The organism is Ruegeria sp. AG1 (assembly GCF_056541705.1).
The window spans coordinates 104,418-125,811 of record NZ_JBQFYU010000014.1 but is presented as its reverse complement, the minus strand read 5'-3'; the positions used below and the strand labels follow the sequence as shown (position 1 = coordinate 125,811).

Below are 21,394 nucleotides of genomic sequence, written 5' to 3'. Positions count from 1 at the left end.
CACCTACGTTCCTTTCCCGAGTTTACCCCATTCAGGAGACAGAATATGTCGACCGTAGCCGTTACCGACGATACCTTTGATGCCGAAGTCAAGAACTCGACCGTTCCCGTGGTTGTGGACTTCTGGGCGGAATGGTGTGGTCCTTGCAAACAGATCGGCCCCGCGCTGGAAGAACTGGCCGCTGAGTATGGCGACAAGGTGAAAATCGCCAAGGTGGACGTGGACAGCAACCCGAACGCAGCTGCTGCGATGGGCGTGCGCGGCATCCCGGCTCTGTTCATCTTCAAGGACGGTCAGGTTGTCTCGAACCGCGCGGGCGCGGCACCCAAAGCCGCGCTGCAAAGCTGGATCGACGAATCCATCTGATCCGGATTGGAATGCGAATGATCAAAGGCGCCCCGAACCGGGCGCCTTTTTTATGACCGGAGGCTTTGATGGCAAAAACACGAGTACTTGTGGAATTTGGTATGGGCACGTCCCTGCGGCGTGAGGACTATACCGAGGCCGCCTTGCGCGCGATCAAGGATGCGCTGTGGCACAATTCGGTCAATATGGCTGAGCTGTTCGATTTTCCCAAAGAGGCGATGATCATTGATGCAGAGGTCGGCGTGCAGCAACCCGATAAAGTGGACCGCGAGGCGCTGAAGGCCGTGTTCCCCTATGGTCAGCCGAACATCACGGTCACCCGCGGTGGGCTGGACATCGACAAACCGCACGCCGATGGCCACACAGTGATCGCAAACGCCGCCATCATCGTCTCATTCGACATGGAGCCCGCGCAATGAGTGAGAAACGTATCATTCTCGAGATGGGCACCGGCAATGACCTCTATGGTCAGGACTATACCAAGGCCGCACGGCGGGCGGTGCAGGACGCGCTGCATCATTCCTCGATCACTCTGTTTTCGCGCTTGGGCGTGGACCACAAAGAGATGCGCGTGGTGGTGACGATCGGTGTGCAACAGCCCGAGGCCGTGGATTGCGATCTGGTTGCACAGGATCTTCCGCGGGGCAAGGCTGAAGTCCAGGCCGTGTTAGGCGGGCTGGACGTCGAGGACAGCGATGCAGGTACACGCCACGTCATCGCAACCGCAGCGATTGAGGCCTATCTGCCGGATATCTCTGGGAAATACAGGCTAGTTTAAAAAGAAAAAGCCGCTCGTCCGAGCGGCTCATCTTTACTACGGCTGATCTGAAACGGATCAGATGGTGATGATGTCTTTGCGGGTCAGACCGATATCTTCCAGCTGAGCGTCGCTCAGTTCCGACAACGCTTTGCGTGTCTTGCGAGTTTCGTTCCACTCAACCGCTTTTTCGAAAGCCACAGTGAACGCGTCCACTACGTGCAGGATGGTAGCTGCTCCGAGCGGCGCAGAGTTTTGTGCAGTATTTGCCATTTGCGCAGTCCTTCAAACTGAAACAGCCGACCCAATGTCGGTTGTAAGCCTCATGTAGTGCAGGGGTCTGAGTCTCACAATTGCCAGTCTGGTAGACCCGATCTGCGTTTCTTGCATATCTTTTGGGCAGTTTGTGAACAGTTGCGTTGGCGCTGGCTCCGGCCCATATAGGGTGCCAGTGATGAACGGAGGCCCTGATGGCAGACAGCGAATTTCCCGGTTGGCATGGCACAACGATCATTGGCGTCAAGAAGAACGGACAGGTGGTGATTGCCGGGGACGGACAGGTCAGCCTGGGTCAGACCGTGATCAAGGGCACCGCCCGCAAGGTCCGCCGCCTGTCACCCGGTGGATTCGAGGTTGTGGCAGGCTTTGCTGGATCGACGGCGGATGCGTTCACTCTGCTCGAGCGGCTGGAGGCCAAGCTTGAAGCCACCCCTGGCCAATTGGCGCGCGCCTCGGTCGAGCTGGCCAAGGACTGGCGCACCGATAAATACCTGCAAAAGCTTGAAGCAATGCTGATCGTCACCGACGGTAAGGACCTACTGGTGATCACCGGGGCGGGGGACGTGCTGGAACCGGAACACAACGTGGCAGCCATCGGATCGGGCGGCAACTTCGCCCTCGCCGCTGCGCGCGCGATGATGGACAGCGACAAGCCAGCCGAAACGGTTGCACGTGAAGCCATGGCGATTGCTGCCGACATCTGCGTCTATACCAACGGCAATCTGACCGTTGAGACGATTGCGTCATGAGCGCGGTTCTCGCAGCCATATTCGGCGGTCTGATTGGCGGCATTGTTGGTCCTATTGTCCTCGACGAATACCGGAGCCGAAAGCACAACAAGGAATGGAAAGAGCCTAGAAAAAAGCTCCTGAAATCCATGTTGGAGGACTCAAAGTACAAATTCAAACCTTTGGAACGGCTCAGCAGGACGATTGGCTGCACCGAAGATGAAACACGCTCGCTTTTGATTGAGCTGGGCGCTCGAGGCACCGTTTTGAAGAAATCAAAGAAAGAAGGTTGGGCGCTCATTGAAAGGGTGCCGCTCCCCGAGAGTCAACGCAAACTGGACGAAGAGGAGATCGAGGAGGATCAAGACTAGCGGCCTTCTTAGCTTTCGCTTAACCGCCGGTCAGCAGTTAGGCTAACAGCGCTTTGATCTCTTTACCTTTCCAGCGGCGGTGCATTCCGATCAGGCCGAAGATCGCGGCGATGATCACGATGTAGTAGGGCACGCGGATGTCGATGCTCATCAGCCCACCGCCGATCAGGGACATGATACCCCCGGCCAGGCAGAAGACTGCGGTGGTCACGCCCATGACCCAACCCTGATCCGCCTCACTGACGCTGGATGAAAACAGACCCAAAAGGGTCGGGTATGAGACGCCGAAAAAGAAGTAAAAGAAGAAGACCGGAACATAACTCAACGCGCCGCTGGGGCTGAAGGCAAAGGCAAACCCGCAAATCACCATCGTGATCAGTGAGACATAGATGATCTTGTGCTTGCTGAACCTCTCTTGCGCGGGTTTCACAAGGAAGGTGCTGGAAAAGGCCAGCGCAAAGCCGATGACGACCATAGCCATGCTGCCTCCGATTACGCCATAGCCGAACCGGCTGGTCAGGAAATTATCGACAAACACATAGAAGGTGACGTTGGCGATCATGAAGAAGGAATAGACCGGTAGGATTTTCAGAACCATCGGGTGACCCCGCACCGCGATCAGGCTGTCGGTGATATCGCGCGGACGAAAGACAAAGGGCGCGCGTTCGCTGCGGGTGTCCTTGAAGAAGGCCACCACGAGGAAAATGGCAATCAGCACCAGAACGAAGGCGCCATAGAACGGTGTTCTGAGCGTGGCAAAACTGCCCAACAGGGCAGAATCCGACAGGACGGCGCCGATGATCGGCCCTCCGACAAGGCCAAAGCTGACGCCGGTCACGATATACCCCATATTGCGGTCACGATCGGCAGCATCGGTGCTGCCATCGATCATCGCCGCCTGCGCGATGGGCTGATTGCCCGCCGTAAAGCCAGTGATCGACCGGCCCAGGATCAGCAACAGCAGACTGTCGAGGTAGAGCGAGGCGATGGTAATGGCGTAGCCTGCCAGTGCTCCGCCCAGACAAACCAGAAGCGCGTTCTTGCGCCCAATGGAATCCGAGACCTTCGAGACGTAGACGACCCCCAGAAACCACGACAAGAAGAAACACCCAATCACCAGCCCATAGTAGAAATGGCGGCGGCCATCAGGGGTGCCTTCGGGTAGGAACCCGGATTTCGTCTCCATGATCAGCGAGTTGATGATCGGAAAGACAAGCCCCTGTCCGATCAGGTCCACAAACACCACAAACAGCAGGGTGATCTTGGCAATCTTGGTCATGAAAAACGCCCCCGGTTCCAATAACTTGGGGCGAGTGTAACAGACAGTTGTGCCGTTACCTAACGATGTGTCAGAGGCCGGAAAACCCGACCTCTGACGACGTGATTACTTCAGCGATGCTACGCCCAATGGCACTCCAGCAACCTCGCACCAGATGTATACTTCGTTGTATCCCGACACATCCATGGTCGGCGGGACTGCATAGGATTGCTTACCTGCAAGGTGCAGCAGCGCGCCGAGTTTGCTGTCCGGGGCGTAAGTGCCGTCTTTCCCAAATGCGACGCGCGGGTCGGGGCCATTGTCCAGCGAGAAGTCCTCACCCAGTTCAACGATGTAACGTTCGCCATCCTTGACCAGTTTCACCGAACCGGTGGTGATATGGTTCGAACGGCCCTCGAACGTGCCTTTCTTTTTGGCTCCACCGGCCACAGCAGCCGTGGTGCCGGCCAGGGTCAGGGCCGCGCCGGTGGCAGCAGCTTTCACGAAAAGCGAACGACGAGTCATCATGATCAGGTATCTCCATAGGATCGATACGGGCCTGTTTGCCCGACGCCATTTTTTATGCCGCACGCGACCCTCGCATGGCGATTCACATCACTACGAATATCCGTGTGTCTTCTGTGAGTTGTCGTGATGTTTTCGTGATCGGCTTGTGTTTTCGCGACGTATGATTAGGTTCCGCTTCGAAACAGACGGATAAAACACATATGACCGACCTGACCCCGCGCGAGATTGTCTCGGAACTGGACCGCTTCATCATCGGGCAAAAAGACGCCAAACGCGCCGTGGCCGTGGCTCTGCGCAACCGCTGGCGGCGCAAGCAGTTGGCGGACGATATCCGCGATGAGGTCTACCCCAAGAACATCCTGATGATCGGGCCCACCGGCGTCGGTAAAACCGAGATTAGCCGCCGTCTGGCCAAACTGGCCCGTGCGCCCTTCATCAAAGTCGAAGCCACCAAGTTCACCGAAGTCGGATATGTCGGCCGTGACGTGGAACAGATCGTGCGCGATCTGGCCGACGCAGCGATCATCCAGACCCGCGAATACATGCGTGAGGATGTGAAGGCTCGCGCCCATCAGGCCGCCGAGGATCGCGTGATCGAAGCCATTGCTGGCACCGATGCCCGCGAAGCGACCCGTGAAATGTTCCGCAAGAAGTTAAAATCGGGTGAGCTGGACGACACAGAGATCGAGCTGGAGCTGTCTGACACCTCAAACCCAATGCCAATGTTCGACGTACCCGGCCAGCCCGGCAGCCAGATGGGCATGATGAATCTGGGCGATATCTTCGGCAAGGCCTTCGGCGGCCGCACGGTCAAAAAGAAAGTAACCGTGGCCGAAAGCTATGACCTGCTGATCGGTGAAGAGGCCGACAAGTTGCTGGATGATGAAACCGTCAACCGTGTGGCACTGGAGTCGGTCGAACAGAACGGGATCGTGTTTCTGGACGAAATCGACAAGGTTTGCGCGCGCGCGGAAGCGCGCGGCGGCGATGTCAGCCGCGAAGGGGTTCAGCGCGACCTGCTGCCTCTGATCGAGGGCACCACTGTGTCCACCAAACATGGCCCGGTGAAAACCGACCATATCCTGTTCATCGCCTCGGGCGCGTTCCACATTGCCAAACCCTCGGACCTGCTGCCGGAACTTCAGGGCCGTCTGCCGATCCGGGTTGAGCTGCGCGCGCTGACAGAAGAGGATTTCGTCCGCATCCTGACCGAGACGGACAACGCGCTGACCCTCCAATACACCGCCCTTATGGGCACCGAAGAGGTTACCGTCAGCTTCACCGATGACGGCATCGCTGCGCTGGCCAAGATCGCTGCGGATGTGAACCAGAGTGTTGAAAACATCGGCGCCCGACGGCTTTACACGGTGATGGAGCGTGTGTTCGAAGAACTCTCGTTCACCGCGCCTGATCAGGCTGGGACCGAGATCACGGTGAACGCGCAATTCGTGGATGACAATCTGGGTGAGTTGACGAAATCAACCGACCTCAGCCGTTACGTATTGTAACAAATCCAGCTGTATTTCGCCGCCGATTTGGCGGCGAATTTTCGTTCCGGCTGGACCTTGCACCAGAAACTGGTAACCGTGACTCAAACTCTGTTTCTTTGAGGGTTGAGCCGTGTTGCGTTTGAGTATTGCCTTTCTTGCTGTTGCTACACTGAGCGCTTGCGTCGACAGAACTGCGCAGGTGACAGTGCCATCCGCGTTGAATGTGGGATCCGCAGAAACCGTCTACGCGGCCACAACCCGGGGGCGGAACCCCGACGGAACGTTTAACGCCGACCGGGGCGAGCGGGTTCAGTACCACAAAATGACGGTCTCAATCCCGCCAAACCACACGCCGGGAACGTTGGAGTTTTCTTACGCAAACCCCAATCCGGAAAAGCAGTTTGTTTTGGCCAACACGACAGATCTGTCGGGCCCGCGTGAGCTGGCAAATCAGCTGCGTGGAGAGGATGATGTATCGATCTTCGTGCACGGATATAACTCGACCCATACCGAGACCGCGTTTCGCGCTGCGCAGTTGGCGCATGACCTTGATATTCCCGGGTCGGTGCTGATTTATTCCTGGCCCAGTCAGGCGCGCGGGGCAGGGTATGCCTATGATCTGGACAGCATGCTGTTTGCACGCGACGGGTTGGAGAAGACAATCCGAGACCTGAAATCCATCGGCGTGAAACGGGTTGTGCTGGTCGCCCACTCTATGGGCGGTGCCCTGTCGATGGAGATGATGCGTCAGGCCGAGCTTCGCTCCCCCGGCTGGTCACGGCGCAACCTTGATGGCGTGTTCCTGATCTCGCCCGATCTGGATATTGACGTGTTTCGTTCGCAAATGGACAGCATCAAAACTCCGCCCGATCCCTTTGTCGTGATGGTATCGCAAAAGGACAAGATCCTGAATATCTCGGCCCGAATTCGCGGCACACCGGGGAGCGAACGGCTGGGCAATATCAGCACCATCGAGGCGCTGGCCGATTATCCGATCGAAGTGATCGATGCGACCGCGTTCAACAGCGATGCCGAGTCCTCGCATTTCGTTGCCGCAACCTCACCCGCCTTGCTGTCGCTGCTCAGTTCGGCCCGGCGTGTTGGAAACACCCTTGGAAACCGACGCCGGGGAATCGATTATTTGATCCCTAACAGTCAACGCAACCCCTCGGGTGCAACCGAGGTTGTTCTGTCTGAGACCGGACAGGCGCAGATCGCCACTCAGTAGGGATCAGTGGCTTTCTAGAGGGTCTCTGACTTCCTCGGTCGGCGGGCTGAGCCTAGCGGACCCGTCTCAGATAGACGTAGTAGGCGCCATCCCCACCGTGGCTGATATGCGCAGGTGTCACCTGCATTACCGCTTGCGCCAGAGGCGGGATCGACAGCCAATGTGGCACCTGATTGCGCAACACACCGCGCGGGGTCGGGATCGGCCCCAGCTCGTCGCGGTCTTTCCCTTTGCCGGTGATCACCAGAACAAGGCGTTTGCCCTGCGCTTGCGCTGTCAGCACAAATCGCACCAGCGCCGGATGCGCTGTGTCTATCCGCATCCCGTGCAGGTCCAGCTTGCCCTCGGGTTTGAGCTTGCCACGCCTCATGCGGCCAAAGGCCTTGGTGTCCATCTGAACGGGGGCGGCGCGCAGCGTCTCGGTGATCGACGGCTTCAATCGGTTGGAAGAAGGCTTGGAAGGTTTGTTCTGCCCCAGCTCAAACGCTTCAATCCGGGGTTTTGGTAGTTTCTTGGGCGTGGGTTTGGGCAGAGTTGTCGGATGCACGGTCTGAGGGATCTCGGGGTGCAGCCGCTCAGCCTGTTTGGCGACCTTGCGCCACAGCTCGATCTCGTCGCTGGTCAGTTTGCGCCGGGTCATTAGTAGTCATCCGTCGCCATGGCATAGGCACGCTGGATCGGCAGTAGCACGACCATGCGACCGGGGTCTTTCAACCGACCGGCAGCTTGCCCTGCATCATCGCCCGTTCCAAAGAAGATATCGGCCCGCTGTGCGCCCTTGATCGCCGCACCGGTATCCTGCGCGATCATCAGGCGGCGCAAGGGCTTCTTGCCGTCTTTCTCAACCCAGACCGGAGCACCGAGCGGCGTATAGGCAGGATCGGCCGCGATGCTGCGCATGGTCGTGATCGACCGGTTCATGGCACCCAAAGGCCCCAGTTCCGGCGCGACGCGGCTGACCTCGCGGAAGAACACGTATGAGGGATTGTGAAACAAGAGCTCAGCCCCAGCTTCGGGGTTCTTGCGTACCCAGGCTTGGATCATCTGCGCGCTGACCGCGTGGGCACCCAAAGCGCCGCGCCGGACCAACTCAACCCCGATGGACCGGTAGGGCTGTCCATTTGCGCCGCCATATCCCACACGCAATGCACCGCCATCCGGCAGGCGTACCCGGCCAGAGCCCTGAATTTGCAGAAAGAACAGCTCAACCGGGTCATCGACCCAGGCGATCTCAAGCCCGCGTCCCTGCATTACGTCGCTGGTCAGGATCTCGCGACGGCTAAGCCACGGCCCGTCCCGCGCCTCGGGTGGCATTTTGTAGATCGGGTACTTGAAACGATCCGTCCGGGTTCTGGAGCCGTCGAGCTCGGGCTCAAAATACCCGGTGAACAGACCATCCTTGCCATCCTCAACCAGAACGGGCCGGAAGAAGAGTTCAAAGAAGGATCGCGCAGCATTCCCCCCATAGGTCCGGGCGACACCGCAAAGCGCACGCCAATCCGGGTCGTTCAGATCACCGCAGGTGTTCAGAAAAACGGAAAGGGCCGCGCCGTGGTCATCCTCGGCCCAGCCCTGAAGGTCATCAAACGACAGAACGGATCGCGTCGCCTCTGCTCCGGCGGCGCTGGCAGTGGTCATCGCACCCACCAGAATAAGCGACCGGAGCGTGGCAATCATGCGTCCGTGGCAACAAGCAGCCAGTTCGGATCGTCCTTGCCCATCACGCGGGCAAAGGTCCAGCTGTCCTTTTGGCGTTTTACGGTGTTCGGGTTGCCTTCGATGATGTCACCACCACGATCCCGCACGACCGAGGTCAGCTCACCAATGAATTTCATGGTGATTTCGGCCTCATTCGTATCCTTGTCAAAGGATACATCGGTCAGGGTAGTTTCACGCACGCCGATAAACTCGGCCTCGATTGTCAGGCCTTGATCTTCGCGGGCGGATACAACCGAGACGAAGGTCTCGAACACATCTTCGGCAAGGAAGGGCTGGATCTCATCCAGGTTGCCCTTCTCAAAACCCATCACGATCATTTCATAGGCGCCACGGGCGCCCTGAACAAATTCACTGACCGAAAAACTGGGCTCGACCCGCTTCATCGCAGCCAAGGTCTGCGCTTGCTCGCTGTCTTCGGGGACGTGGTCTGTGATGTCATGATCCGGACCGCCTTCGATCACCTCGAAATCACGACGGGACGCACCCGCATCGGGCTGATGCGGAACAGGGGGTTTTTCGAAACCTTCACGCGTTCCCAACACGCTTTTCAAACGAAGGATCAGGAAAACGGCAATTCCGGCCAGTACCAGCAGCTGGATCATGGGTTCGTTCATTTCATCCTCTTTTCAGAACCGAGACTTTGTGTACGCGGCCTCCTGCCACTATGTAGGTGACAGTTGGTGGCAAGTCCACAGTTCGGCCATAGGTAAAGGATAACGCAAATGTACCTGTTCTTGGCATTTTTATTGGTTCCGATCCTCGAGATCGCCCTGTTCATTCAGGTTGGCGGTCTTATCGGTCTGTGGCCAACCCTTGCCATCGTGGTTCTGACGGCGGTTTTGGGCACCACATTGGTGCGGACACAAGGTCGCATGGCGCTTGGGCAATTGCAGCAATCCTTCGCCACCCTGGACGACCCGACCGAGCCCTTGGCACATGGCGCAATGATCCTTTTGTCCGGCGCGTTGCTGCTGACACCTGGTTTTTTCACCGATGCCGTTGGGTTTGCACTGTTAATCCCCAGCGTGCGGATCGCGGTTTTCCGCTATCTGAAGACCAAAGTGACCGTGACCCAGTTCCAGATGGGGCCGGGCGCGGGCTTTCAACAGCCGCACGAACCGTTTGATCAGGGCGACGTGATTGACGGTGAGTTTACCGAGGTACGCCCGCGCAAGGACCCCTCGAAACCGTCAAAATGGGTGGAAGGCCCCCACCAGCATTGAGGTGCCGCGCGCAACTTGCTAAGCAGTGTCGAATTTCATTTTTGGAGTAGATCCATGGCCGAAGAAAACGCTGCAGAAAACACTGCGGCCCAAGCCGCCCCACAGGTTCAGATGCGCGTTCTGGGACAGTTCATTCGTGATATGTCCTTTGAAAACGTCATGGCGCAAAAAGGCGTGTCCGGTGACGTACAGCCCGAGATTCAGGTTCAGGTGAACCTGGACGCGAAAAAGCGTCAGGTCGAGCATCAGTATGAAGTTTCGATCAAGCTGAAGCTGACCTCGAAAGCCAAGGGCATGGACGATGTTCTGTTCCTATGTGAGCTGGACTATTGCGGGCTGTTCCACGTGGAAGGCGTGCCAGAAGATCAGCTGCACCCGTTCCTGATGATCGAATGCCCACGCATGCTGTTCCCGTTCCTGCGCCGTATCGTCAGCGACGTCACCCGTGACGGTGGCTATCCGCCGGTGAACCTGGACAACATTGATTTTGTTGCACTTTACCGCAATGAGCTGATGCGCCGTCAGGCCGCTCAGGCGGAACAGGCCGAGCAGACCGACGCCTAAATCCCTTGACCCGTGCCTGACCGGATCAGGCGCGGGTCCAAAGGGCGCTATCGCCCAGTTTCTCGACAAATGCCTCATGCGCTGCGCGCTCATCCTCGGTGATCCGAGATGGCAGCGGTGTTGCGCGCGGTGTCGGACGCCAGTCATCTGCACCCCCCGCGCCGGACGCGGCGGAAGTGGACAGGCCGAAATCCGGTTGGCGTCCTCCGATCAGCTCAAGATAGACCTCGGCCAAAATCTCCGAGTCCAAGAGCGCGCCGTGCAGCACCCGGTTCGAGTTGTCGATATTGAACCGCCGGCACAGCGCATCCAACGAGGCCGGAGAGCCCGGAAACCGTTTGCGCGCAATGGCGAGCGTATCGAGCGCCTGATCCATCGGAATCGGCGGCAGGCCCATCCATTTCAGCTCGGCGTTCAGGAACTTCATGTCGAAAGACGCGTTGTGGATCACCAATTTCGCGTCGCCAACAAAATCGCGAAACCCCTGACCCACTTTGGCAAAAACCGGTTTGTCTTTCAGCGTCACCTCACCCTTTTCGGGCGGGCGCGGGGTTTCCAGCAGGTCGGGACCGATGCCATGTACGCCAAACGCCTCTTCCGGCATGCCGCGTTCGGGGTTGATATAGACATGATAGGTCTCGCCTGTGGCCACGTGGTTCCACAGCTCAACCGCGCCGATCTCGACAATCCGGTCACCGCTTTCAGGATCAAAGCCCGTGGTTTCGGTATCGAGTACAATCTCACGCATCTGCCATCCCCGCCCGTATCTGCCTGATCACATCCTGCACCTGCGCGCGGGCATGGTCCAGTGTGTCGGTGTCTATCACATAGTCCGAGCGCGCGCATTTCTCGTCATTCGGCATCTGCTTGGCGCGGATCTGTTCGAACTGAGCCTCGGACATCGTGCCGCGTTCCATCACGCGGCGCTTTTGTTCGTCTGGCGATACCCGAACGCAAGCGACCGCATCCATCGCGGCCTCACCGCCCGTTTCAAACAGAAGCGGAATGTCGAACACCAGAATATCGGCCGCAGCACTTTCGCGAAACGCCGCACGGTCCGCGGCGACTAGGGGGTGAACGATCCCTTCGATCCGTTTCAACGCAGACCTGTCTTCGGAGATAATCCGTTTCAATGCCTCGCGGCTGACTGCGCCCTCGACGATGGCCGAGGGAAAATCCTCACCCATCGGCCCAACCGCCGCGCCACCTTTGGCATAGAGACGATGCACCGCTGCATCCGCATCCCAAAGCGCGCAGCCTTCATCGACGAACATCTGCGCCGTCGTACTTTTGCCCATCCCGATCGAGCCTGTCAGGCCGAGCGCAAACCTCATGCCAGCACAGCTGCGCGCAATGCGTCATTGACCTCGGGGCGCACGCCGAACCAACGTTCAAAGCCCGGAACTGCCTGATGCAGCAACATGCCCAGCCCATCGACCACGGTGCATCCGGCCTCTTCCGCCGTTTCCAACAGGTTGGTCTTGAGCGGCGCGTAGACCAGATCGGTCACCACGGCGCCCGGCTGCAACCCATCCAATGGCACCCTCAGCTCGGGCTGGCCCTGCATGCCCAGAGATGTCGTGTTGACCACAAGTTCCGCGTTTTCGATCACGTTTCCGGCCTGTACCCAATCCACAACGGTGATGCGCTGGCCGAATTCTTCTTTCAGATGATCGGCACGGGCACGGGTCCGGTTGGTCAGCAGGATCTCGGGCACGCCTGCATCCGCGAGCGCCTGCAACACAGCGCGTGCCGCTCCGCCCGCGCCAAAGACCACCGCCGGGCCATCCTTCGCGTTCCAATCCGGAGCGCCCGCGCGCAAGTTCTCCATGAACCCATACCCATCGGTGTTGTCCGCATGGATCGAGCCATCCTCGCGGAAAACCAGCGTATTCGCGGCCCCGATCACGGTCGCCCGGTCCGAGACATGGTCTGCAATACGCAAGGCAGCCTCTTTATGCGGTACCGTCACGTTGGTTCCTACAAAACCGGCCTTGGGCAGGGTGCGCAGGACAGTTTCCAGATCAGCCGGGGCGACATCCATGGGAACATAGTGCCCCTCTAGCCCGTAGGTCTTCAGCCAATGCCCATGCAATTTGGGCGAGCGGGAATGGCCCACAGGGTGCCCGATCACTCCGGCCAGAGGAATCTTGTGGTCCGTCATTGATCAATCACCCCTTTGACAGCCAGATAGATGAGCAACTCCAACAGTGGCATACCCAAAACGTTAAAGTAATCACCGTCAATGGTGGCGAACAGGCGCACGCCTTCTTCCTCGAGCTTATATGCACCCACCGCATGGCGGATGCTGTCCCAATTGCGGTCGATATAGTCTCGCAGGTAGGCATCCGAGCTCATCCGCATCCGCAGGCGCACCTGACCGACATGGCGCCAGATCGGCTCACCATCCTGATAAATCACCGCTGCGGAGAGCAACATGTGCCGTTTGCCCCGCATCATCTTCAACTGGGCAAAGGCATCCTCAGGGGTCTGAGGTTTCGACAATAGCTCTCCGTCGAAATCCAGAACCTGATCGCAGCCCAGCACCATCGCTCCGGGTGTCTTGTCACTCACCTTGCGCGCTTTCATTTCCGCCAGCGCATCGGCAATATCACGCGGCGAGGCGCCTTCGGCCAACAAGGCACGCTTTATGCTATCCTCGTCCACGCGCGCGATCTGAACAGAGAAAGGCACGCCTGCGTTTTCCAGCAGTTGCGCGCGAATGGAGGATCCTGAGGCCAGGACAATGGGGACAGACATGTGGACAACCCCGTGGGCAAATCGTTGAGCGGTCTTGGACGCTTTGTATTGTTTTCAGATTGACACGCAAGCCCGGGAATTTCGCCAAAAACTTCCCTGAGTCGCTCAAACATCATCCAGCCGGGGTAAGGATAACTTCGAAACAGCGGATAACCGGGAAATCTGGATTTATTCAAGGTGTTATCCCCAGATACATCCTCGGGATTTAGATCTAACTGTATGTTTTAACTTGATTATTTTTGACATTCACAGAATCACTCATATCTCGTGCGAAACTGTCCACCTGGGGAAAACCAATGGGTAAAAAAGTAATCCACGGATTTTACCCACCCTACAAAACCATCTTCCTTTCTTCTTTCTTATTTTTTTATTAGGGAGAGTTCCGAGCAACACCCGGAGCCAAGATGACTGATCTTCTTTTCACGATTTACCCGTGGGTGAAGTCCCTTCATATCATGGCGGTGATTTCGTGGATGGCAGGACTGTTTTACCTTCCCCGTCTGTTCGTCTATCACGTAGAAAAGGCACAATCGGTTAACGGGGCCGAGACCATCTTCTTTGAAATGGAAGAGAAGCTGCTACGCGTGATCATGCGCCCTGCGATGATCGCGGCCTGGGTTTGTGGCCTGATCATGGTGTTCACGCCCGGCATCGTCGGCTGGGATTTTGCATGGCCCTGGCTAAAAGGCGCAGCCGTGATTGGCATGACCTGGTTTCATCATTGGCTGATGGCCCGCCGTAAGGATTTCGCTGAGGGGCGAAATAAGCTCACTGGGCGGCAGTATCGCATGATGAACGAGGTTCCCACCGTTCTGATGGTTATCATCGTTCTCGCGGTCATTCTGAAGTTCTGAGAGCCATTCCAGCAAGGGCCTGTTTGACTCCGTAGATCGACGCAACTATGTAGGGGTCAACACGCCCGTCCGGGCGGCGTCTTTTCCGTACTAAAATTCCACTTCGAACCGCAGTCCGCGGTGAAGGTATGCATCATGTCTAATGAATCCCTGAATCTGGCCGATCTGAAAGCCAAGAGCCCCAAAGACCTTCTGGCGATGGCCGAAGAGCTGGAGATCGAAAACGCCTCGACCATGCGTAAAGGCGAGATGATGTTCCAGATCCTGCGCGAACGCGCGGATGAGGGCTGGACTGTTGGCGGTGATGGCGTTCTTGAGGTCCTGCAAGACGGCTTCGGCTTCTTGCGTTCGCCTGAGGCGAACTATCTGCCGGGTCCGGACGACATCTATGTCTCGCCTGACATGATCCGTCAGCACTCGCTGCGAACCGGTGACACCGTTGAAGGTGAAATCAAAGCGCCCGACGATAGCGAGCGGTATTTTGCGCTGACCAAGGTTACCAAGATCAACTTTGAAGATCCTGAGAAGGCCAAGCACAAAATCCTGTTCGACAACCTGACGCCGCTCTACCCGGATGAGCGTCTGAAGATGGAGATCGAGGACCCAACCATCAAAGACAAGTCGGCCCGTGTGATCGACCTGGTCTCGCCCATCGGTAAAGGTCAGCGGTCGCTGATCGTGGCGCCTCCGCGGACCGGTAAGACGGTGATCCTGCAAAACATCGCGCACTCGATCGAACAGAACCACCCGGAGTGCTACTTGATCGTCCTGCTGATCGACGAACGCCCGGAAGAGGTGACGGACATGCAGCGCTCGGTGAAGGGTGAGGTTGTGTCCTCGACCTTCGACGAACCTGCAACGCGCCACGTGGCCGTATCCGAGATGGTGATCGAAAAAGCCAAGCGTCTGGTCGAACATAGACGAGATGTTGTTATTCTTCTCGACTCGATCACAAGACTTGGTAGGGCGTTTAACACTGTGGTCCCATCCTCGGGTAAAGTTCTGACCGGTGGTGTGGACGCGAATGCTCTGCAACGGCCTAAGCGCTTCTTTGGTGCGGCCCGGAATATCGAAGAAGGTGGTTCGCTGACCATCATCGCCACCGCGCTGATCGATACCGGCAGCCGGATGGACGAAGTGATCTTTGAAGAATTCAAAGGCACGGGTAACTCGGAAATCGTTCTGGATCGTAAGATCGCAGACAAGCGCGTGTTCCCGGCCATCGATATCCTCAAGTCCGGTACCCGGAAAGAGGACCTGTTGGTGGATAAGGGCGATCTGGCCAAGACTTTCGTTCTGCGCCGGATCCTCAACCCGATGGGCACCACCGACGCAATCGAGTTCCTCTTGTCCAAGTTGAAACAGACGAAGACAAACGGCGAGTTCTTCGATTCGATGAACACCTGACACAGGTCTTAACTGACGCGAGGCCTTCGAATGGATACGATATTCGCCTTGGCCAGCGCGCAGGGCAAGGCAGGGGTGGCGGTCATCCGCCTCTCTGGTCCCGATGCGCATCGTGCGGCGGCCGGGATGACCGGTGGCGCACTTCCGGCGCGTGGGATGTCTCTGCGAACTCTTAGGGATGGTGACGGGGCTCGTCTGGATGACGGGCTGGTGTTGACGTTTAAGGCTCCGGCCAGCTTCACCGGTGAAGATGTGGCTGAGTTGCAGATTCACGGAAGTACGGCCTCGGTTAATACAGTCATGCGCTGCTTGTCGGAAACGGACGGTCTGCGCCTTGCCGATCCGGGAGAGTTCACCCGCCGCGCATTGGAAAACGGCAAGATGGATTTGGCCCAGGTCGAAGGTCTTGCCGATTTGATCGACGCCGAGACGGAAGCCCAACGCAAGCAGGCGCAAACGATCCTCGCTGGAGAGTTGGGAAAACTGGCTGAGCGATGGCGGCGGGACTTGATCCGAGCTGCCTCTCTGTTGGAGGCCGTGATCGACTTTGCTGATGAGGAGGTTCCGACCGATGTCACCCCTGAGGTGCGCGACCTGATCTTGGGCGTAATGGCGGATTTGAAGCGCGAAGCAGATGGCGTTCAGATCGCGGAACGCATCCGAACTGGGTTTGAAGTTGCAATCGTCGGCCTTCCCAACGCGGGCAAGTCTACTTTGCTGAATGCTTTGGCTGGGCGTGACGCTGCAATTACATCAGAATATGCGGGGACAACGCGGGACGTCATCGAGGTTCGTATGGATCTGGCAGGACTTCCGGTGACACTGCTGGACACCGCCGGGCTGCGTGATACGGACGACCACGTTGAAAGCCTTGGTATCGCATTGGCTAAGAAACGCGCTGAAGCTGCTGATCTGCGTGTGTTCCTGTCTGACGAACCGTTGCTTCTTGGTGTAGATATTCAGCCGGATGATATTCAGGTGGCACCGAAAGCGGATCTTCGTAGTCCCCAAGTCGGTGGGGTTTCCGGGAAAACGGGTCAGGGGATTGATCAGCTGATATCCAACATATCGCGTGTACTGAGTGATCGAACCACTATTCATGGTATTGCGACACGAGAACGCCATCGAATTGCTTTGACTAAAGCACTGGACGCTCTGACTGCGGCAATGTCGGTTCTGGAATCGGGTCCGGACCTGTATGATATAGCAGCAGAAGAGATGCGCACTGCGATCCGCGCACTTGAAACTTTGGTGGGCAGAATAGGTGTCGAGGATCTATTGGATGAAATATTCTCGAGTTTCTGCCTGGGAAAATAAGGAGTGTTTCACGTGAAACATTCAGACTTCGATGTAGTCGTCATTGGCGCGGGGCACGCGGGCACCGAGGCTGCGCATGCTGCAGCCAGAATGGGCGTTTCGACAGCATTGGTCACGCTATCCGCCGCAGATATCGGTGTGATGTCCTGCAATCCTGCAATCGGAGGATTGGGTAAAGGCCACTTGGTTCGCGAGATAGATGCCCTAGACGGCGTCATGGGACGTGTTGCAGACCAGGCAGGGATCCAGTTCAGGCTGTTGAATCGCCGAAAAGGGCCAGCAGTGCAGGGCCCTAGGACGCAAGCGGACAGGGCGCTTTACCGAGCAGCGATGCAAAAAGAAACGGATAGGCAAGAAAACCTGTCTGTTCTTGTTGGCGAAGTCGTAGACTTTCTAATGAAGCAGGATCGAGTAGCCGGCGTTAGGTTGGGCGACGGATCAGAAATCTCGGCAAAGTCAGTCATTCTTACGTCGGGCACGTTCCTTCGAGGTGTGATTCACATTGGAGACGTCTCGCGACCCGGAGGTCGCATGGGAGATCGCCCTTCCGTCAGATTGGCGGAGCGCTTAGACGCGTATGACCTTCCGACTGGACGTTTGAAAACGGGAACCCCACCGAGGCTGGATGGGCGCACAATAGACTGGTCAGGGTTGGAACGTCAGGACGGCGACGATGAACCAACCTTGTTCTCGTTCCTGTCGACTTCAGTTGTCGCGCCTCAGATTTCGTGTGGGATTACGCATACGAACGCTCAAACACATGAAATAATTGAAAAGAACCTAAGCAAGTCGGCGATGTATGGCGGCCATATCGATGGGGTTGGTCCAAGATACTGCCCGTCGATCGAAGACAAGATTGTTCGGTTTGCAGAGAAAGATTCGCATCAGATCTTCCTTGAGCCCGAAGGGGTGAATGATCACACGATATACCCCAACGGTATTTCAACGTCTCTGCCGCAGGATGTGCAGCTACAATATGTTCGTTCGATAAAAGGTCTGGAGAATGCTGATATTCTGCAACCCGGTTATGCCATCGAGTACGACTATATAGACCCCCGTGTCTTATCAGCTTCTTTGGCCTTGCCTGAGATTCCAGGCCTATATCTAGCGGGTCAGATCAACGGAACCACAGGATATGAGGAGGCCGCAGCTCAGGGTATGGTTGCTGGTCTCAATGCGGCTTTGGCTGTTCAAGGTAAAGACCAGGTCCATTTCACCCGCGCCGATAGCTATATCGGTGTCATGATAGATGATCTTACCACCCGAGGCGTTGCTGAACCTTATCGAATGTTCACCTCTCGCGCTGAATTCAGATTGTCGCTTCGAGCAGATAATGCTGATCAACGTTTGACGCCTATCGGATTGCAGTTGGGTTGCGTTGGAAGCAGGCGTCGACAAGCTTTCACCAAAAAGATGGATCAACTAAGCGACGCGAAATCGCTGTTGAGCGAAAAGACCTATACGCCAAAAGAGGTTTTGGCCGCTGGCATCAATGTCAATCAGGACGGGAATAGGCGTGATGGAATGGCGATCCTGGCTTTTCCGGATGTGACTTTTGAGGATCTGCTGCCGTTGATACCTGAATTGGATTCGGTGACGCCAGATATCCGGCTTCAAGTTGCTAGGGATGCGCTATATGCGAACTATATCGCACGGCAACAGCGGGATGTTGAAGCAATGAAGAGGGATGAAGCCTATCAGATTCCCAGGGATTTCGACTATTTTGCTTTGGATGGGCTTTCATCTGAAATGAAGCAAAAGCTGTCTCAGGCAAGACCTGGAAATATTGCTCAGGCCAGTAGGGTAGAAGGCGTTACACCCGCGGCCTTGACCTTGGTTTTGGCAAAACTTCGGCGCGATCAAAAAGTTAAGCAAGCATGAAGCCTGAATTTTCCAAGTTTGATGTTTCACGTGAAACATTCGACCGGCTGGATACGTATGTAGAGCTGGTGAAACGCTGGAATCCCAAGATCAATCTCGTCTCAAGGAACAGTCTGGAGGATATCTGGGATCGGCATATTCTGGATTCCGTTCAGGTATTCCGATGTGCAACGGCTGCAGATACCTGGGTTGATATCGGAACCGGAGGCGGATTTCCGGGGATGGTGTGTGCGATTATGGCACTGGATGAGTCGCCAAACACCCGTTTCCAATTCGTCGAAAGTGATCAGAGAAAATCAGCATTCCTGAGGAACGTTGCCCGTGAATGTGGGGTGACGTGTCAGGTCATCTCAAAACGAATCGAATCCGTTGATCCACTTGAAGCTGATATTCTATCAGCCCGTGCTTTGGCAGATTTGCGCACACTATTGTCCTTTTGTGACAGGCATTTAACCGAAAACGGCACTGCTTTGTTGCCGAAAGGCGCGAACTGGAAAAAAGAACTGTCAGAGGCTCAGGAAGAATGGAAATTCGATGTTGAGCCGATTACAAGTTTAACAGAGCCCCAAGCTGTAATCCTTAAAATCAAAGGAGTATTTCGTGGTTGATCTTTCTCGTCCTTCAGGGCCCCGGATAATTGCGGTTGCCAATCAGAAGGGCGGAGTTGGGAAAACCACGACGGCGATAAATCTGGCTGCGGGTTTGGCCGAAGCTGGCTGCCGGGTTCTGGTTGTTGATCTCGATCCGCAGGGCAATGCGTCGACCGGGCTGGGCGTCGAAGACCGGGATTGGACCACGTATGATCTTATTCTGGATGACGCGCCGCTGGAAGCCGTTATACAAGAGACTGAGATAGGTGGTCTTTTTGTCATTCCGGCCACTGTCGATCTGAGCTCGGCGGATATTGAACTCATTTCAAACGAAAAACGCAGCTACCTGTTGCATGACGCTTTGCGACAAACCTCAATAGACGGGTTTGAACTGGATTTTGTTTTGATTGATTGCCCACCGTCCTTGAACCTGCTGACGGTGAACGCAATGGTAGCCTCGCATTCGGTTCTTGTTCCATTGCAGAGTGAATTCTTTGCTCTGGAGGGTTTGTCTCAGCTGATGCTGACGATCCGAGAGGTTCGCCAAACTGCGAATCCGGATCTAAGAATCGAAGGTATTGTGTTGACCATGTATGACAACCGCAACAACTTGTCTCGTCAGGTCGAGAAAGACGCACGTGACAATTTGGGTGAGATGGTTTTTAAGACCAAGATACCCAGAAATGTGCGGGTCAGTGAGGCACCGTCTTATGCGTTGCCAGTTTTGCAATATGACTCGGGCTCGCTTGGGGCGATGGCATATCGTCATCTGGCCCGCGAAGTCATGCACAAGAACAACAAAGTCGCCGCTTAAGCGACAATGAGGAGGGCGACATGAGCGCCAAAAAAGCGAAACCCAGGGGTCTTGGCCGCGGTCTTTCGGCCCTTATGGCGGATGTCACGCAGGAAACCGATGGACGCTCACCGGCTGAGCCGCGGCGGCCGGATATGACGGTTCCCATCGAAAAGCTGAAGGCGAACCCGAACCAGCCTCGCCGGACTTTCCAGCCGGAGCAGTTGGATGAGTTGGCATCCTCGGTCAAGGAAAAGGGAATCATCCAACCATTGATCGTACGGTCGATTGGTGCTGGAGAGTATGAAATCGTTGCGGGTGAACGCCGTTGGCGCGCTGCGCAGATGGCGCAACTGCATGATATTCCAGTTATTATTCGTGACTTTGATGATACCGAAGTTCTGGAAGTCGCGATTATCGAGAATATCCAACGGGCGGACCTCAATTCCGTCGAAGAAGCGGCTGGTTACAAGCAGCTCATGGATCGTTTCGGCCACACGCAGGAGAAACTGGCCGAGGCTTTGGGTAAGAGTCGCAGCCACATCGCTAACCTCTTGCGGCTTTTATCTCTACCGATGGATGTGCAAGCCTTTGTGATCGAAGGGAAATTGTCCGCGGGCCATGCACGAGCTTTGATCACAGCCGAGAATCCATCCGAGCTGGCCAAGCAGGTCGTGAAAGAGGGGCTTTCGGTGCGAGCCACAGAAGCCCTGGTGAAAAAGCAACAGCAGGATACAGGAGATCGGCCCGCACCGAGGTCTCGGGATCTGAACGCAGGTAAAGATGCAGATACCCGCGCGTTGGAGAAAGACCTCTCAGCCATCTTGGCGATGAAGGTTTCGATCAATCACAAGGCCGGGACAGAATCGGGCCAAGTTGTATTGACCTATGAAAACCTGGATCAGTTGGACGATCTTTGCGCTAAGCTCAGCCGTTAGGGCGGGTCCAGATAAAGATCATGACGCCGCTCAGAACCACGGCCTGAATAATCAGGACGTAGGACGGTAAAGACAGCAGAACCGAGATGCCAAATACGGCGGCGACCGACACGGTGGCCGCCTTTTTTGCGCTCGGGCGGATCGCGCCGGAGCTTTGCCAATCGATAATCATCGGACCAAACACCTGATGGGTTAGAAGCCAATTGTGCAACCGGGACGATGAGCGGGCAAAGAAAAACGCCGCCAGCAGCAGAAAGGGAACGGTTGGGAGTAGGGGCAAAACCACTCCGACCATGGCAAGCGCGACGCAGAGCAAACCAAGACCGGCCCAAAGGTACTGCAT

The 21,394-nt window shown here is 56.5% G+C and carries 26 protein-coding genes and 1 pseudogene; 16 read left to right on the top strand and 11 right to left on the bottom strand.

What is annotated here, in order from left to right; all coding sequences use genetic code 11:
- Positions 1-24 precede the first annotated feature (24 nt).
- From trxA to ACR0B5_RS19935, 3 genes and pseudogenes are all read left to right on the top strand, one after another.
- Positions 25-366, top strand: a pseudogene (gene trxA / locus ACR0B5_RS19945) (thioredoxin); the annotation flags it as partial.
- A gap of 68 nt (positions 367-434) precedes the next feature.
- Positions 435-785 (top strand): Lin0512 family protein, encoded by a 351-nt coding sequence (locus ACR0B5_RS19940; protein ID WP_480542850.1) that lies wholly within the window; start codon positions 435-437, stop codon positions 783-785.
- Complete coding sequence (locus ACR0B5_RS19935) at positions 782-1,144, top strand: Lin0512 family protein (protein ID WP_480542848.1); 363 nt, start codon at positions 782-784, stop codon at positions 1,142-1,144. The genes ACR0B5_RS19940 and ACR0B5_RS19935 overlap by 4 nt, the downstream gene beginning before the upstream one ends.
- Before the next feature lie 57 nt (positions 1,145-1,201).
- On the opposite strand, the gene ACR0B5_RS19930 is transcribed toward ACR0B5_RS19935, so the two are convergent.
- Positions 1,202-1,396, bottom strand: a complete 195-nt coding sequence (locus ACR0B5_RS19930; RefSeq protein ID WP_480542846.1) for a DUF1127 domain-containing protein — start codon at positions 1,394-1,396, stop codon at positions 1,202-1,204.
- A 197-nt stretch (positions 1,397-1,593) separates the two neighbouring features.
- Here ACR0B5_RS19930 and hslV point away from each other — a divergent pair, with 197 nt between their 5' ends.
- Both hslV and ACR0B5_RS19920 read left to right on the top strand, forming a co-directional pair.
- Positions 1,594-2,151: an ATP-dependent protease subunit HslV gene (gene hslV, locus ACR0B5_RS19925; protein WP_480542844.1), complete on the top strand. Its 558-nt coding sequence runs from the start codon at positions 1,594-1,596 to the stop codon at positions 2,149-2,151.
- A complete protein-coding gene (locus tag ACR0B5_RS19920) occupies positions 2,148-2,501 on the top strand; it encodes a hypothetical protein (protein WP_480542842.1) in 354 nt (117 codons plus the stop codon). Before hslV ends, ACR0B5_RS19920 begins: the two co-directional genes overlap by 4 nt.
- 37 nt (positions 2,502-2,538) lie before the next feature.
- On the opposite strand, the gene ACR0B5_RS19915 is transcribed toward ACR0B5_RS19920, so the two are convergent.
- Entirely contained in the window at positions 2,539-3,780 is a 1,242-nt protein-coding gene (locus tag ACR0B5_RS19915) for an MFS transporter (protein WP_480542840.1), read from the bottom strand.
- A 105-nt stretch (positions 3,781-3,885) separates the two neighbouring features.
- Positions 3,886-4,287 (bottom strand): DM13 domain-containing protein, encoded by a 402-nt coding sequence (locus tag ACR0B5_RS19910; protein ID WP_480542838.1) that lies wholly within the window; start codon positions 4,285-4,287, stop codon positions 3,886-3,888.
- 200 nt (positions 4,288-4,487) lie between these two features.
- On the opposite strand from ACR0B5_RS19910, the gene hslU reads away from it, so the two are divergent.
- The gene (hslU, locus tag ACR0B5_RS19905) at positions 4,488-5,795 is read left to right on the top strand and encodes an ATP-dependent protease ATPase subunit HslU (protein ID WP_419740594.1); all 1,308 of its coding nucleotides are present in this window, start codon (positions 4,488-4,490) and stop codon (positions 5,793-5,795) included.
- Positions 5,796-5,976: 181 nt separating this feature from the next.
- Positions 5,977-7,005 (top strand): alpha/beta hydrolase, encoded by a 1,029-nt coding sequence (locus ACR0B5_RS19900; protein WP_480542836.1) that lies wholly within the window; start codon positions 5,977-5,979, stop codon positions 7,003-7,005.
- Between the two features lie 52 nt (positions 7,006-7,057).
- On the opposite strand, the gene ACR0B5_RS19895 is transcribed toward ACR0B5_RS19900, so the two are convergent.
- From ACR0B5_RS19895 to ACR0B5_RS19885, 3 genes are read right to left on the bottom strand one after another with little or no spacing between them, the layout of a single operon-like run.
- Positions 7,058-7,645 (bottom strand): Smr/MutS family protein, encoded by a 588-nt coding sequence (locus ACR0B5_RS19895; protein WP_480542834.1) that lies wholly within the window; start codon positions 7,643-7,645, stop codon positions 7,058-7,060.
- The gene (mltA, locus tag ACR0B5_RS19890) at positions 7,645-8,682 is read right to left on the bottom strand and encodes a murein transglycosylase A (protein ID WP_480542832.1); all 1,038 of its coding nucleotides are present in this window, start codon (positions 8,680-8,682) and stop codon (positions 7,645-7,647) included. Before mltA ends, ACR0B5_RS19895 begins: the two co-directional genes overlap by 1 nt.
- Positions 8,679-9,338: a Tim44/TimA family putative adaptor protein gene (locus tag ACR0B5_RS19885; protein WP_170380193.1), complete on the bottom strand. Its 660-nt coding sequence runs from the start codon at positions 9,336-9,338 to the stop codon at positions 8,679-8,681. Before ACR0B5_RS19885 ends, mltA begins: the two co-directional genes overlap by 4 nt.
- Before the next feature lie 108 nt (positions 9,339-9,446).
- On the opposite strand from ACR0B5_RS19885, the gene ACR0B5_RS19880 reads away from it, so the two are divergent.
- Positions 9,447-9,947, top strand: coding sequence for an FxsA family protein (locus tag ACR0B5_RS19880; protein ID WP_480542830.1), 501 nt, complete (start codon positions 9,447-9,449; stop codon positions 9,945-9,947).
- Positions 9,948-10,001: 54 nt separating this feature from the next.
- Complete coding sequence (gene secB, locus ACR0B5_RS19875) at positions 10,002-10,511, top strand: protein-export chaperone SecB (RefSeq protein ID WP_170380195.1); 510 nt, start codon at positions 10,002-10,004, stop codon at positions 10,509-10,511.
- Between the two features lie 25 nt (positions 10,512-10,536).
- Here the strand turns inward: secB and dnaQ are convergent, their stop codons facing one another.
- The 4 genes from dnaQ to ACR0B5_RS19855 are packed head-to-tail and all read right to left on the bottom strand — an operon-like array spanning position 10,537 to position 13,271.
- Positions 10,537-11,259 (bottom strand): DNA polymerase III subunit epsilon, encoded by a 723-nt coding sequence (gene dnaQ / locus ACR0B5_RS19870; RefSeq protein WP_480542828.1) that lies wholly within the window; start codon positions 11,257-11,259, stop codon positions 10,537-10,539.
- Positions 11,252-11,845 (bottom strand): dephospho-CoA kinase, encoded by a 594-nt coding sequence (gene coaE, locus ACR0B5_RS19865; RefSeq protein WP_170643413.1) that lies wholly within the window; start codon positions 11,843-11,845, stop codon positions 11,252-11,254. The genes dnaQ and coaE overlap by 8 nt, the downstream gene beginning before the upstream one ends.
- Entirely contained in the window at positions 11,842-12,675 is an 834-nt protein-coding gene (locus tag ACR0B5_RS19860) for a shikimate dehydrogenase (protein WP_170643414.1), read from the bottom strand. The genes coaE and ACR0B5_RS19860 overlap by 4 nt, the downstream gene beginning before the upstream one ends.
- Positions 12,672-13,271 carry a Maf family protein gene (locus ACR0B5_RS19855; protein WP_480542826.1) on the bottom strand — a complete coding sequence of 200 codons (600 nt, stop codon included), beginning with the start codon at positions 13,269-13,271 and terminating at the stop codon, positions 12,672-12,674. The genes ACR0B5_RS19860 and ACR0B5_RS19855 overlap by 4 nt, the downstream gene beginning before the upstream one ends.
- A gap of 404 nt (positions 13,272-13,675) precedes the next feature.
- Here ACR0B5_RS19855 and ACR0B5_RS19850 point away from each other — a divergent pair, with 404 nt between their 5' ends.
- The 7 genes from ACR0B5_RS19850 to ACR0B5_RS19820 all read left to right on the top strand — a co-directional run bounded on the left by ACR0B5_RS19850 (position 13,676) and on the right by ACR0B5_RS19820 (position 21,051).
- Positions 13,676-14,125: a CopD family protein gene (locus ACR0B5_RS19850; RefSeq protein ID WP_170550835.1), complete on the top strand. Its 450-nt coding sequence runs from the start codon at positions 13,676-13,678 to the stop codon at positions 14,123-14,125.
- A gap of 135 nt (positions 14,126-14,260) precedes the next feature.
- A complete protein-coding gene (gene rho / locus ACR0B5_RS19845) occupies positions 14,261-15,532 on the top strand; it encodes a transcription termination factor Rho (RefSeq protein WP_480542824.1) in 1,272 nt (423 codons plus the stop codon).
- Positions 15,533-15,562: 30 nt separating this feature from the next.
- Complete coding sequence (gene mnmE / locus ACR0B5_RS19840; protein ID WP_480542822.1) at positions 15,563-16,849, top strand: tRNA uridine-5-carboxymethylaminomethyl(34) synthesis GTPase MnmE; 1,287 nt, start codon at positions 15,563-15,565, stop codon at positions 16,847-16,849.
- Between the two features lie 12 nt (positions 16,850-16,861).
- Complete coding sequence (gene mnmG, locus ACR0B5_RS19835; protein ID WP_480542820.1) at positions 16,862-18,730, top strand: tRNA uridine-5-carboxymethylaminomethyl(34) synthesis enzyme MnmG; 1,869 nt, start codon at positions 16,862-16,864, stop codon at positions 18,728-18,730.
- Positions 18,727-19,338 carry a 16S rRNA (guanine(527)-N(7))-methyltransferase RsmG gene (gene rsmG / locus ACR0B5_RS19830; protein WP_480542818.1) on the top strand — a complete coding sequence of 204 codons (612 nt, stop codon included), beginning with the start codon at positions 18,727-18,729 and terminating at the stop codon, positions 19,336-19,338. Before mnmG ends, rsmG begins: the two co-directional genes overlap by 4 nt.
- A complete protein-coding gene (locus ACR0B5_RS19825) occupies positions 19,331-20,134 on the top strand; it encodes a ParA family protein (RefSeq protein WP_170380205.1) in 804 nt (267 codons plus the stop codon). The genes rsmG and ACR0B5_RS19825 overlap by 8 nt, the downstream gene beginning before the upstream one ends.
- Positions 20,135-20,154: 20 nt before the next feature.
- Positions 20,155-21,051: a ParB/RepB/Spo0J family partition protein gene (locus tag ACR0B5_RS19820; RefSeq protein WP_170720529.1), complete on the top strand. Its 897-nt coding sequence runs from the start codon at positions 20,155-20,157 to the stop codon at positions 21,049-21,051.
- Here ACR0B5_RS19820 and ACR0B5_RS19815 read toward each other — a convergent pair.
- Positions 21,041-21,394: a YbaN family protein gene (locus tag ACR0B5_RS19815; protein WP_170660972.1), complete on the bottom strand. Its 354-nt coding sequence runs from the start codon at positions 21,392-21,394 to the stop codon at positions 21,041-21,043. The two genes, ACR0B5_RS19820 and ACR0B5_RS19815, sit on opposite strands and share 11 nt — an antisense overlap.

Bases quoted from the DNA above. Each gene is read 5' to 3' on its own strand.
- coaE (WP_170643413.1), bottom strand. From the start codon at position 11,845: ATGAGGTTTGCGCTCGGCCTGACAGGCTCGATCGGGATGGGCAAAAGT.
- ACR0B5_RS19820 (WP_170720529.1), top strand. From the start codon at position 20,155: ATGAGCGCCAAAAAAGCGAAACCCAGGGGTCTTGGCCGCGGTCTTTCG.
- rho (WP_480542824.1), top strand. From the start codon at position 14,261: ATGTCTAATGAATCCCTGAATCTGGCCGATCTGAAAGCCAAGAGCCCC.
- ACR0B5_RS19930 (WP_480542846.1), bottom strand. From the start codon at position 1,396: ATGGCAAATACTGCACAAAACTCTGCGCCGCTCGGAGCAGCTACCATC.
- ACR0B5_RS19915 (WP_480542840.1), bottom strand. From the start codon at position 3,780: ATGACCAAGATTGCCAAGATCACCCTGCTGTTTGTGGTGTTTGTGGAC.
- hslU (WP_419740594.1), top strand. From the start codon at position 4,488: ATGACCGACCTGACCCCGCGCGAGATTGTCTCGGAACTGGACCGCTTC.
- ACR0B5_RS19940 (WP_480542850.1), top strand. From the start codon at position 435: ATGGCAAAAACACGAGTACTTGTGGAATTTGGTATGGGCACGTCCCTG.
- dnaQ (WP_480542828.1), bottom strand. From the start codon at position 11,259: ATGCGTGAGATTGTACTCGATACCGAAACCACGGGCTTTGATCCTGAA.
- mnmE (WP_480542822.1), top strand. From the start codon at position 15,563: ATGGATACGATATTCGCCTTGGCCAGCGCGCAGGGCAAGGCAGGGGTG.
- ACR0B5_RS19860 (WP_170643414.1), bottom strand. From the start codon at position 12,675: ATGACGGACCACAAGATTCCTCTGGCCGGAGTGATCGGGCACCCTGTG.
- ACR0B5_RS19880 (WP_480542830.1), top strand. From the start codon at position 9,447: ATGTACCTGTTCTTGGCATTTTTATTGGTTCCGATCCTCGAGATCGCC.
- secB (WP_170380195.1), top strand. From the start codon at position 10,002: ATGGCCGAAGAAAACGCTGCAGAAAACACTGCGGCCCAAGCCGCCCCA.
- ACR0B5_RS19885 (WP_170380193.1), bottom strand. From the start codon at position 9,338: ATGAACGAACCCATGATCCAGCTGCTGGTACTGGCCGGAATTGCCGTT.
- ACR0B5_RS19855 (WP_480542826.1), bottom strand. From the start codon at position 13,271: ATGTCTGTCCCCATTGTCCTGGCCTCAGGATCCTCCATTCGCGCGCAA.
- ACR0B5_RS19850 (WP_170550835.1), top strand. From the start codon at position 13,676: ATGACTGATCTTCTTTTCACGATTTACCCGTGGGTGAAGTCCCTTCAT.
- ACR0B5_RS19895 (WP_480542834.1), bottom strand. From the start codon at position 7,645: ATGACCCGGCGCAAACTGACCAGCGACGAGATCGAGCTGTGGCGCAAG.
- rsmG (WP_480542818.1), top strand. From the start codon at position 18,727: ATGAAGCCTGAATTTTCCAAGTTTGATGTTTCACGTGAAACATTCGAC.
- ACR0B5_RS19815 (WP_170660972.1), bottom strand. From the start codon at position 21,394: ATGCAGTACCTTTGGGCCGGTCTTGGTTTGCTCTGCGTCGCGCTTGCC.
- hslV (WP_480542844.1), top strand. From the start codon at position 1,594: ATGGCAGACAGCGAATTTCCCGGTTGGCATGGCACAACGATCATTGGC.
- ACR0B5_RS19910 (WP_480542838.1), bottom strand. From the start codon at position 4,287: ATGATGACTCGTCGTTCGCTTTTCGTGAAAGCTGCTGCCACCGGCGCG.
- ACR0B5_RS19920 (WP_480542842.1), top strand. From the start codon at position 2,148: ATGAGCGCGGTTCTCGCAGCCATATTCGGCGGTCTGATTGGCGGCATT.
- ACR0B5_RS19935 (WP_480542848.1), top strand. From the start codon at position 782: ATGAGTGAGAAACGTATCATTCTCGAGATGGGCACCGGCAATGACCTC.
- mltA (WP_480542832.1), bottom strand. From the start codon at position 8,682: ATGATTGCCACGCTCCGGTCGCTTATTCTGGTGGGTGCGATGACCACT.